Origin of the sequence: Thermoleptolyngbya sp. C42_A2020_037, from assembly GCF_015272455.1 — a bacterium.
Taxonomy (GTDB): domain Bacteria; phylum Cyanobacteriota; class Cyanobacteriia; order Elainellales; family Elainellaceae; genus Thermoleptolyngbya.
In genome coordinates, this window is sequence record NZ_JACYLP010000048.1 from 110,928 (window position 1) to 122,776 (window position 11,849).

The 11,849-nt window shown below is 56.7% G+C and carries 7 protein-coding genes; 3 read left to right on the plus strand and 4 right to left on the minus strand.

The genetic code is table 11. From position 1 onward, the window contains the following. Window positions 1-98: 98 nt before the first annotated feature. The 3 genes from IGS16_RS16775 (at window position 99) to IGS16_RS16785 (ending at window position 3,211) form a co-directional block, all read left to right on the plus strand. Entirely contained in the window at window positions 99-1,118 is a 1,020-nt protein-coding gene (locus IGS16_RS16775; protein ID WP_297087350.1) for a glycosyltransferase family 10, read from the plus strand. 118 nt (window positions 1,119-1,236) lie between these two features. Further along, the gene (locus tag IGS16_RS16780; RefSeq protein ID WP_297087351.1) at window positions 1,237-2,265 is read left to right on the plus strand and encodes an Npun_R2821/Npun_R2822 family protein; all 1,029 of its coding nucleotides are present in this window, start codon (window positions 1,237-1,239) and stop codon (window positions 2,263-2,265) included. 49 nt (window positions 2,266-2,314) lie between these two features. Next, window positions 2,315-3,211 carry an Npun_R2821/Npun_R2822 family protein gene (locus IGS16_RS16785; RefSeq protein ID WP_367185808.1) on the plus strand — a complete coding sequence of 299 codons (897 nt, stop codon included), beginning with the start codon at window positions 2,315-2,317 and terminating at the stop codon, window positions 3,209-3,211. Here the strand turns inward: IGS16_RS16785 and IGS16_RS16790 are convergent. The 4 genes from IGS16_RS16790 to IGS16_RS16805 form a co-directional block, all read right to left on the minus strand. Further along, window positions 3,208-4,788, minus strand: coding sequence for an HlyD family efflux transporter periplasmic adaptor subunit (locus IGS16_RS16790; RefSeq protein WP_297087355.1), 1,581 nt, complete (start codon window positions 4,786-4,788; stop codon window positions 3,208-3,210). The two genes, IGS16_RS16785 and IGS16_RS16790, sit on opposite strands and share 4 nt — an antisense overlap. Window positions 4,789-4,857: 69 nt before the next feature. After that, window positions 4,858-7,842 (minus strand): type I secretion system permease/ATPase, encoded by a 2,985-nt coding sequence (locus IGS16_RS16795; RefSeq protein WP_297087357.1) that lies wholly within the window; start codon window positions 7,840-7,842, stop codon window positions 4,858-4,860. Further along, entirely contained in the window at window positions 7,839-8,903 is a 1,065-nt protein-coding gene (locus IGS16_RS16800) for a peptidylprolyl isomerase (RefSeq protein WP_297087359.1), read from the minus strand. The genes IGS16_RS16795 and IGS16_RS16800 overlap by 4 nt, the downstream gene beginning before the upstream one ends. A gap of 403 nt (window positions 8,904-9,306) precedes the next feature. Then, the gene (locus IGS16_RS16805; protein WP_297087361.1) at window positions 9,307-11,064 is read right to left on the minus strand and encodes an ABC transporter ATP-binding protein; all 1,758 of its coding nucleotides are present in this window, start codon (window positions 11,062-11,064) and stop codon (window positions 9,307-9,309) included. Between the last annotated feature and the right edge of the window lie 785 nt (window positions 11,065-11,849).

Below are 11,849 nucleotides of genomic sequence, written 5' to 3' on the forward strand. Positions count from 1 at the left end.
CGCCCTGAAGCGGATGGCACGCCCGACCCTGCCGTACAATTTGACGCGCTGTGTCACAGCACAGTAATTCTCTGGACACCCCAAAGGGGTTGATTTCTATGGGCAGTGTCACCATTGGCATGATCAGCAGCTATGCCGACCTTAGTCCGCCGCCGTGGGACTGGCTTTGGCGGCAGAGTTCGCACCCCTTTGGGCAGTGGAAGGGGATTCAGGTGCTGGCGAATTGCCCCCATCCCGACGGGCTGCTGCTGTATAACTTCCACGACTTTCCCCGCGACGCGGCTGACGACGCTGCACCAGCAGGAAGATTTCGCTGGCCTTGGCGGAAGGCGGAGTCCAGCAATGCAGGGCAGATTAGAGAATTTCAGCAGAGAGTGCGATCGCTCCCACCCGAAAAAATCCTGTTCTCTTATCGAGAGCCACCCTTTGCTGAAAAGCGACAGGCGCGAATCGACACCTACCGACGGGCGCAGCAGTGGTGCGGAGTGGTGTCTGGGCCCGATGACTTTGCACCCGTGTCGGAACCCATGCCCGCCATCTGGTACGTGTCGCAGCCGTTCGACTATTTGCAAGCCGCGCCGCCGCCTGAAAAGCTCTGCCCCTGTAGCTGGATTACGTCGGGCATCGACCGCACCGCAAACCATCGTCAGCGGTTGGATTTTTTGCGACTGTTGCAAGCCAGCGACGTGCCCTTTGACCTATACGGGCGGGGCTTGCCAGACTGGGCACAGGTGAACCGGGGGCAGACCCGCACGTTTGGCCCGGTGGCGGATAAATGGCACGCGATCGCCCCTTACACCTACAACCTGGCGATTGAAAACTTTGCTGACAACGAGTGGTATGTCAGCGAGAAGCTGTGGGATGCCCTGCTGGCCTGGAGCTTGCCGATTTACTACGGTGGTAGCGCAGCGGATCGGCTGCTGCCCCCCGGCAGTTTTTTGCGGCTGCCCAGCCTGGATGAGCGCGGCATTGCCTACATCCGCGACATCACCGCTACGCCGGAAGCCTGGTACGCCGCAAAGGAGGCGATCGCCGAGGCGCGTCAAATTATTCTGCATGAGCTGAACTTGTTAAACTGGCTGGCAGTGAGGGCAGAAGCGTTGGGGATTCGGGCGTAGAGAGAATATCGATTCTCGATTTTGGGTTTGCGGTTTTGGAGTGCCAGTCAAGCATCTGTGGGGCTTCCAGTCATTTCATTCGTCGCTCCGCTTAGGAGAACTGATATCAAGGGGCTGAATGGACGGCATTTATACGCTGGCGAATGATGTCGTGTGCAACCAATTGGTGGCGCTGCTGAACAGCATTGAGGTTCATGCGGGGCGCGAGATGCCTGTAGCGGTGATTGCCTACGATGACCGGCTGGCAAAGGTGCAGGCGGCGATCGCCCCTCGTCCCCAAGTAAGGTTGCTGGATGATCCGGCGCTGTTTGCCCCGTGGGAGGCGTTTTCGCGGCAGGTATGGCAAGCACACCCAACGGCGATCGCCACCTGGCGCAAAAAAGGAATTGCTGATGTCTATCGACTCACCTCCAACCGACGCTACGCCGCGTTTGATGCGCGTGCGCCATTTGACCGATTTCTTTATTTAGATGCCGATACGCTGCTGCTCAATTCACCCCAAATCTTCTTTGCAGCGCTCGATTCCCATTCGCTCGTCACCTACGACTTTCAGCACAAAGATCCGTCACACATTTTTGATGTGACTGCCTCAAAATTGCCAGAAGTATTTAGCCCTGATGAGATTCATCGCGCTATCTTTTGTGCAGGGTGCTTTGCGGGTAGACGGGGTGCATTTTCGGCAGAACAGCGCGACTGGCTCTTGCAGCACCTTGCTGCAGGCGAGGCAGAAGTTCTCTATCCCAATGCGCCCAATCAATCCGTTTTGAACTACATGGCCATGCGACTCGCTCAGCGCGAAGGTGCATCGTTTTCAATTCATAACCTGGCATTGCATTTACCTGCTGAACAGGCGACGGGAAATTCTGTCACCTCTAGCCATTTTGTTGAGCAAGGAGGTCGGGTTTACGATCGCGGATATCCGCTGACCTATTTGCATTACATTGGGCTGTCTGCCGATCTGTTCAATCAACTTTGTAGCGGCAGAAATGTTGATTTCCCCTACCGAGAAACCTTCCTGCACTATCGCTATTTACATGAACCGGAAAAGCATCTAACACTTCGTGATCAGAGGGTTTTAAAAACACCTGGGGGTGTGCAACGAATATTGAAAAAGCTGCGTCTAGGTTCTAGATTGTTTGGGCTTTAGGCTCTGGATTTTAGGCGGTAAAAAGTAAATATCTTATCCCGTTGGGTGGATGAATAAACCTGAGGATCGGAGTCAAAGTCGGATTTACATTTTGGGGAATGATCGCGTGTTGGATCAGGCGATCGCCCTGCTCAACAGCATTCGACTTTATGACACCGAAACGCCCATTGTGCTGATTCCCTACAACGATAAATATAAAGAGGCGGCGGCGGTTTTGGGCGATCGCTTTGGAGTGTCACTGTTTCCCGATCTCACTGTTTTGGAGTGGCTAGATGCGACGGTGGAGGAAACCTTTGGTAGCGACTTTTTTGCGCGACCACAGCAGTTTCGCAAACAGGCGGCCTGGTTTGGAAAACCCGGTCGCTTTCTCTACATTGACACCGACATTGTGGTGTTTGAACGCATTATTGCGGTTTTAGAGTATTTGCAGACTTACGACTTTATCTGCTGCGACTATCAGCATCGCGGCGGCATTCAAAATGTGTTTACCTCAGCAATTCTGGAGGCTCCAGGATTTAACGAAAGCGTCCTGGCAGAAATCTTTAACTGTGGCTTTTGGGGTAGCAAAACCGAGTTGATTTCTGCCTCAGACTTGGAGGCTATCTTGGCAGAATGCGCGGCTCATCCTGATTATTTCGACTTTAGCCAAAAAACGTCCGATCAGCCGATTATTAATTATCTAGTGCTAAAGCAAATTCCCAATCGGTTTAACCTGGTGCATCGGCCCGGCGGCGCACCGGGAAGCTGGGCCGGCAGCAAGTTTCGCCAGCGGGATTGGCGACTGTTCGACCCGAACCTGAATCAGCCGCTGCAATACCTCCACTGGGCTGGCTTTCGGCTGCGGCCGGGGTGTCCTTACTGGGCGCTGTGGCAGCACTACCGAAACTTGAATGAGCCAAAACTGCGATCGCCCAAATTTCGGTTCCGCTTGCCGTGGCGGTCTTAACGAACGGTCTTAATGCTCTCGATGCGGCGCGAGAACAGGTCGGTAAAGATGCTCAACACCGTGCGATCGCGCGTAATGATGTTAGCCGTCACCGCCATCCCCGACTGGAGCGGAATTTCTCTGCCATTCACCTTCAAAGTCTGGCTATCCAGCCGAATCTTGGCCGGAAACCGATAGAAGGGATAAATCTGGTCTGGGGGCAGCGCATCTTCGCCAATATTCACCACTTCTCCCTTGATGTCGCCAAATTCGCTGAAGGGGAAGGAGTCGATTCGCACGTCTACAGGCAGCCCTTCGCTGACAAAACCAATGTCTTTGTTGGTGATGTAAACCTCAGCCAGGAGGTTATCTGTGGGCACGACTTTCAGAATCGGTTCGCTCGTATTAGCCACAAAGCCAATGCCCTTTGCCTTTAGGTCAAACACCACGCCATCGATTGGGGCGCGGAGTTCCTGATATTTCAACGTGAGTTCGGTTTGGCTAAGCTGGCTGTTAATTTCAGCAATGCGACGCTCATTGTCTACGATCGCCCGGTTAATCTGGCTGTCAATATCCGCAATCCGCTTTTCGTTGTCGGCAACCCGGGCTAGCAGGTCGGTGCTGGTGGTTGCGACGGTGTTGGAAAGGCGCTGACGAGCCTGATCCACCGCTAAACTCAACCGCTGCTGTTCTAGCGTCAGCCGATTCACCTCTGCCCTGCGATCCATCATTTGTTGCCGCTGCCGCAGCATTTGAATCCGTGACAGTGCGCCCTGTTCTGCAAGCGGCTCGATATCGCGCAAAATGCCTTCGTCGATGGCCAGCGTTTGGCGGGCCGTGGAAAGCTGCTCCTGGGTTTGGATCAGCTGCTGCTGGAGCTGGGCCACTTCAAGCTGGGCGGCGGCGGCGCGGGACTGTGCCTCAAGCTGGTTTGCCGACAGGCGAATCCGCTCTTCGTCGGAAAAGCTGCCGTCTCCCCCATAAACCTGTGCCCGAAAGAGCGCTGTCTCCGAGGCAAGGGCAGCACGGTTGGTCAGCAGCGCCCGCATTTCGGGGGGAATGCTCTGGGGCTGGTTGGATGGCTCCAGAGAAATGCCGCTGAGGGCGCTGCGATAGAACTGATTTTCGGCTAGGTAGGAATCGCGCACCTGCTCTAGTGACCTGCGCTGGGCCGCGGCGGCTGTTGGGTCAAAGCGGATCAGCACCTGCCCTTTTTGGACTCGTTCGCCCTCTTCTACCAAGATTTCTTCGACCACGCCACCTACGGGAGCCTGAATCTCCTGGACGCGATCGCCCGGTTCTAGCTTGCCCGTCGCCGGCACCGCTTCCTCAATCCGCGCCACGGCCGCCCACAGCAGCACTGCCGACGTTACGCCGATGATGCCGCTCACTACTAGCTTTGACCACAGCGAGGTTTGCTGCAAGATCACGGGCTGGTCAAACGCTTGGGCTCGCACCTGCTTTTGCGACGGCAACTGGGTTCCCGTTTCTTCGTCCGGGGATACCAGCACCAGTTCCGTCTCCTCCGGCTGAATCGGGGTCTTTGGAGAGCCGTTGGCGGCTCCGTTTCCGTTGTGTCTGGGGGAGGTCTGAGTCATGGGGTGGGGGGAAAGGGGAGAAGGGGTTGGGTGCAGGAGCGCAAGCCGGAAGTTGGGAACTGGCTATCTCTAAAGCTGCGCTTCCTGCTGCTGATAGAGGCAATAGTAGCGACCACGCATGGCCATCAGGTCTTCGTGGGTGCCCTGCTCCACAACCGAGCCTTGATCCATCATAAGAATCAGGTCGGCGTGGCGGATCGTGCTGAGGCGGTGGGTGATAAAGAAGACGGTGCGGCCGCGAAAATGCTCCGCCAGGTTCATACAGACGCGACGCTCGGAGTCGTAGTCGAGGGCGCTGGTGGCTTCGTCCATGATTAGCAGGCGCGGATTCTGCATGACCGTGCGGGCGATCGCAATTCGCTGGCGCTGACCCCCAGAGAGCGACGCACCCCGTTCCCCAACGCGGGTGTTATAGCCGTTGGGCAGACCCATGATGAACTCATGGGCAGCGGCGACTTTGGCCGCTTCGATAATTTCCTCAGCAGAGGCATCGGGAGCATTCAGCGCAATGTTTTCCTGCACCGTGCCGTCAAACAGCAGCGTGTCTTGGGGCACAATGCCGATTTGCTGTCGCAGCGAATAGAGTTCCACCTTGGTAATGTCGTAGCCGTCAATTAGGATGCGCCCCGATTCCAGGTCGTAGAGGCGAGGCAACAATTTCATCAGGGTACTCTTGCCGGAACCACTCTGGCCCACAATACCGACGAAGGAGCCGGGGGCAAATTCCAGGTTGATATTGCTGAGTTGGAGCGGGCCGGTGGTTCCAAAGCGGAAGGATACGTTTTCGTAGGCGACTTCGCCCTGAATCGGCGGCATGGGAATGTTTAACCGATCCAGTTCGTCAGCTTCAGGGGCAGAGTCTACGATGTCGCTAAGGCGCTCAATCGACAGACCCACTTCCTGGAAGTTTTGCCAGAGCTGAGCCAGGCGCAACAGGGGACTGGTCACGTAGCCCGCGATGATGCGGAAGGCAATCAGTTGCCCTAGGCTAAGCTCCTGCTTTAGCACCAGATACGCGCCCACCCAGAGAACCAGCAAGCCCGAAAGCTGATTCAAGAAGTTGCTAAGAGAGCCTGCAAAGGTGGAGGTTTGCACCGTATTGAATCCGGCGCTGACGTAGCGGGCGTAGCGCTGTTGCCACTGCCAGCGCGATCGCAGTTCCATATTCTGCGCTTTCACAGTCTGAATGCCGCCCAGCACTTCCACCAGATAGGACTGGGTTTCGGCGTTGCGTTCTGCCTTGACCCGCAATTGGTTGCGGATAATCGGCGAGAAGACCACCGCCAGCGCAATGAAGAAAGGAATCGTCGCCAGCGCCACCAGCGTCAGCAGCGGGCTATAGAACAGCATGACGACGATGTAGACGACGGAGAAGAAGGCATCCAGCACGACGGTCAGCGCTGTGCCCGTCATAAAGGAGCGGATATTTTCCAGTTCGCCAATGCGGGTGGAGAGTTCGCCCACAGGACGCTTCTCGAAATACCGCAGCGGCAGCCGCAGCAGGTGGTCGATAATTTGCGACCCCAGCGTCATGTCGATGCGGTTGGTGGTGTCTACGAACAGGTAGGTTCGCAGCGCCCCCAGCAGCGCCTCAAAAAACGCCAGGAGCAGCAGCAAAATGCCCAGCACTTGCAGCGTGTCGGGGCTGTTTTGCACGATCACTTTGTCGATGATCACCTGGATCATCAGCGGGTTGGCCAGGGCAAAAAGCTGCACAAAGAAGGAAGCGAGAAACACCAGCAGCAGCACGCCGCGATATTTCGTCACCGAGGGCAAAAACCAACTCAGGTTAAAGCGCTTTTGTGGCGTTTGCTTGGTGGCCCGCAGCAGCAGCACGTCGCCCTGTTCGCCCCAAGTGGCGGCAAATTCTGACGGCTTGCGGCGCAGCAGCCCCAGTTCTGGATCGGCGATCACCATTTCCCGTTCGCTGACGCTGTAGAGCAGCACGGGGCGATCTTGCCAGCGCACCATTGCGGGGGCTTCCAGGCGACCGACGGATTGGGCCGGCACGGTGACCAACTGGGCGCTGAGGCCCATGAATTCGGCGATCGCCCCGCACAGATCCAGCGGCAGCCCGCCCGTGCGCTCCATCTGGTTCACCAAAATGCGGCGCACCACGTCTCGTCGGAACGGCAGATTTAAATGCTGACAGAGCATCTGGAAGCAGGCCATCGTCGCCTCTAGCTGCCCCCGCCCGCGCACGATGGGGTATTCCTTGGCTTTGCCCTTGCTGTCGATGATGACGGGTTCCAGTTCTTCTGGGCGCTCCGGCGCGTAGGGAATATCGAGCGCTCCAAGCGCTGCGTCTGCCCGACTAGTGTTTTGCGGGTCTTCTGGGGCAGAACGGCGGAACAGAGATAGCGGAAAGCTAACCAGCCGCGCGGGTTTCTCGCCCGCCACCTCGATTTCGTCGAGTAGCCCCAAATTGAGCCGACTGCCGACAGGATAGCCCGTGATTTCGCCGCTGCTGACCAGCCACAGGCGATCGCGCTGGAGCGAGTGCGTGGCAAAGGTTCCCGGCGGAATGCGGCGCACCTCTGCCTGAGATAGCCCTGCGTGGGTCAAATCCTTCAGATCCAGCGTGCCGTCGGCCTGGCGCGACAGTTCTTCCCCCAGCAGATCAAACACCTCAATCGGCGCAGCCTGAGCAGACAGGGCGCTGGCGACGGCTGGCTCTTTTTCTAGCAGGTCGAGGAAGACGCGGGCTGGCAGCGTCAGGCAGATGGATTCCTCGGAGGCGATCGCCGTTTCGCAGGCCACGCGGCGCATCAGGCTGACGGCCCCCAAAACTGCGCCCGGTTGCAGCAGCCCTAGCGTGGTGGGCTTATCGGTGCGGGGGTCATAGCCGAGCGATCGCGCCTGCCCTTCGTACAAAATCGTCACCTGGGCGGGCATTTTTTCGCGCACCAAAATTGCCTGCCCCATCTTGTAGCGGAACGGCTGAACCTGTTCGAGCAGGCGAGCCAGGGCTGTGTTGGAAAGCTGGGTAAACGGAAAGACCGTTGCCAGAAATTCTTGAACCGTTTCTCTGGGGAGGTTTTGGGTAAACGTCATGATTCAACAATGGGGGCAACAGCGGGGGCAACGGTGGGGGCGGCAGGCGGGGAAGACGATAACGTGGTTGGCTTTACGGCTTTCGGATCGGGCACACTCAGCAAAATCGAGGTCGGCACGAGCTGGGGTTGGGCAGCGGGGGGATGTCCGCCGTTGCCTTGTCCGCCTGCTGCACCAGAGGGCGGCTTGGGCGCTCCGGGCTTGGTAGGTGGCTCGGTGGGTGGGGCAGTTGACGAGGAGGCTGGCGGCTGGGAGGATGCGTCTGCCGCAGAAGGCTCGCTGGGTTCGGCGGTGGGCAGAGATTCGGCAGCAAGCGGCACTGTCGGTAGCGCATCCGCCAGAGGACTCAGCGACACTTCATCCAACTGCTGCTGGAGCCACTGATTAAACGACTCGTTGAGCAGGCGACGGCGCATTTGCTCGTCCATCTGGGCAGGGATGAATTTTTCCAGACGAATGATCACAATCCACTCGCCGATGCGGTGGGGCGGCCAGAGTTGCCCCGGCTGGCTAATGGAGAGCATATGCGCCAGTTGGGGATGGGGCACGCTTAGCTCCACTGGGCCAATCAGCCCGTCGGTCTGGGCTTCCGGTCCCTGAGAATAGGTGCGGGCGAGTTCGGCGAAGCTCTGTTCGCCTTCCATGACGCGGAAGTAGATTTCTTGAGCGATGCCCATGTCCTGGGTGCGGATGAGCGAGTAGATGACTTTATCTAGCTTGCTCTTGCGCTCCAGGAAGTAGGATTCGAGCTTGGCTCCCCAGGTGGCTTCTTTGAACTTCTCGATGCGGAGCGATCGCGTGGCCAGGGCATCGAGCTGAGCCAGGGTCATGCCGTGCCGGTTCAGCCATTGCTGACGGGTGGCTTCGTCTACGATCTGGTGCTGGGCGTAGAACTGGTCGCGGGCCCCGATGAGTTCTTCTTCGGCGCAGGTGATGGGGGCGATCGCCTCATCAATCAACACTTCCTGCACCAACTGCGGCAGCATTTGATAGCCTGCCAGCAGCGACGGCAATTCTTCCGATGTGACCGACCGATTCCCAATCTGCAATACGTGTCCCATGCAAATCCATCCATCAACAGCGGAAAACCCTGATGCGTCGTAGTTAACTATCAGGTGTTTGGTGGTCAGCTACGCATATAGTCCCAGCCCGGTCACACAACCCCAACCTAAATTATGGGTTTCCAGGGTTGGAAATCAAAGGATAGTTACGAAAACTTTTAGCTTTGACCCATAAATCTTAGGTAAATCTCTGGGCGAATATTTACGGACATTGCGCGTTGCTGGGCATAGCATTCCCAAATTTTGGACGGTTCTCTACTTTTAGTATTCAGCCAGAAGATTTAGACAGCAGGATTGTGGCTCGCAGGTTTTTTGCATGGCTTGTTCAGATGACAGGCAGGCTGCTAAAGCATACGAACCCTTCAGCGAACTATTAAGCTGATGATGCAAACTGCTATGCACACTACGCAAACTGCTGGGCATAGAACTGGGCATAGCGTCCATCTTGGGCCAAGAGTTCTGTATGCGTGCCAGATTCCACCACGCGCCCCTGTTCTAGCACGAGGATGCGGTCGGCGCGGCGCACGGTGGCCAGCCGATGGGCAATGATGAACACGGTGCGCCCCTGCATCAGTCGCTCTAGCGCCTCCTGCACCAGGGCTTCGGATTCGGAATCGAGGGCAGAGGTGGCTTCGTCCAAGATCAGAATGCGCGGGTTGAGCAGCACGGCCCGGGCGATCGCAATTCGCTGGCGCTGCCCACCCGATAGGTTTACGCCGCGCTCACCCACCCACGAATCATAGCCATCGGGAAATTGTGAGATAAAGGCGTGGGCGTTGGCGATTTTTGCGGCTTCGACCACCGCTTTCTGGTCATAGTCTGTTTGTCCAAAGGCGATGTTTTGGGCGATTGTGCCAGAAAACAGCACCGTTTCCTGGGGGACGATGCCGATTTGCCGCCGCAGGCTATATAGCGTTACGGTGCGGATATCCACGCCGTCGATCAAAATTTGCCCCTGCTGCGGGTCATAAAAGCGTGGCAATAGGTTCACCAGCGTCGTCTTGCCTGCGCCGGAGGGGCCGACTAGGGCGATCGCCTCGCCAGGGAAGGCCAGTAGGCTGAGTTGGTGGAGGACGGGTGATGGAGCGGAAGCAGAATCCTGGTTCCCAACCCCTGACGGGGGATAGGCAAAGCTGACGTTGCGGTATTCCACTTTGCCTGTGACAGGCGGCAGCACGAGGGCATTTGGGGCTTCATGGACGGCGGGTTCCACGTCCAGCAGTTCAAAAATGCGATCGACCGAGGCTTGCCCCTGCTTGAACTCGTTGTAATTATCCGTTAGGTGGGCGATCGGGTCTACCAGCATTGCCACGGCAAACACGTAGCTGCCAAACTGTTCGCCCGTCAGGTTGCCCCGCGAAATTTGCCAGCCCCCCAGCAGCAGCAGCAGCAGCACGCTGACCGCATACATAAAGCCCACCACGGGATACTGCACTGCCTTGAGCCAGGCGGCGGCATATTTTGCTCGGCGATTGCGCTCGGCTTCGCGGGCAAAGCGGCGAATTTCGTAATCCTCAGCAGCAAAAGCCCGCACTAGGCGGATGCCGCTAAAGACTTCGGTGAGGAGCGAGGACAGGTCAGAGACAAGGTTCTGGCTGCGGCGCGAAATCTTCAACATGCGATCGCCAAACCAGCTAATCAGCAGCCCCATCAGCGGCACCATTACCAGGCTGGCCAGGGTCAACTGCCAGTTGAGATAGACCATATAGCCGAAGACAAAAATGAGCTGCAAGATGCAGGGCGTAAAGTCGTGAAACACTTTGTTGACCACTTCGCCGATGCGGTCGATGTCTTCTGTGAGGCGATAGGACAGGTCGCCTGTTTGGGCCCGTTCAAAATAGCCGAGGCTGAGGGTTTGCAGGTGGGCGTAGGTGCGGGTACGGAGGTCGAGGGCGATCGCCAAGGCAGCCTTGGCCATCAGCGCATCCTGACCGTACTGGGCGATTTTTTGCACCAGAAACACGCCCGCCACAATGCCCGCCATCTGCGCCAGCGATCGCACATCCCCCGCCACCAAAAAGCGCAGCAGCCGCCCCGCCAGCCATGCCAGCAGCGGCCAGGCCGCCGTAAAGATGAGCGTGCAGCAAAACGCCCGCACCACAGTTCCCCAGTGGGGTTTGAGGTAGGGCAACAGTCGCCAATAGCCAGACCGAGAATCCAATGCAAACCTAGCCGAATAACTATTCCGAATATTCCGAATACTCCAATGAACCAGAAACCGGGGGCAGGAAGCAACGGCGTGGCGGTAGAGGCGATCGCCGCAGGCTTACAGCAGCAAAAGGAAAAATGTTGGAGACTTTCGGCAGAGAGGTTCTAAGGGCGATCGCCCCCCCAGTTCCAGATCCACACATCAGGCAAATTACGGTTGACGAATAGCTGAATAGGCTGAGTTCTTCACATTTTCCTAGCCTATCAAGCCTGTCAATCATTCAGCGTAGCTCGAAGAATTTCCACATACATCCACAGAGAACGCCCGCAAATCAGGCATTTCAGCCCTTCTCTAAATTTCCTAGAGAGAGAGTCTCTAGTTGGGATACCTCTGCCAAAACTCGCAATTTATGCCGAAATCAAGCTGAAATGTAAAGAAAAAAGAACAAAGTCTCCTAGAATATACGGACATAGCTCTATTATGACCGGGTACTGGCAATATAAACTGTTCGAGTTGTTTCAAAAGCCTGTAATAGACGCAGGTTACGAAAAAACAGAGGATTAAGCGCTCCTCTCTCGCATTTTCAGTTTCGCATTTTCAAAAAATCAGGCAATCTACTGGCGATTCACGATCGAAAAGCAGCATTAGAAAACCAGAGCAAGTTCGCGAAAACCACGCTCATGCCGAATTTGCTGTTTGCCCAATGTCTGGTGTCGTGCCCCCACGGGTCAAACGCAACAGACATCGTTCCCTCTGAGATTGACCTCAGCATTTGAGTCATGCTCTATCAACGTTTG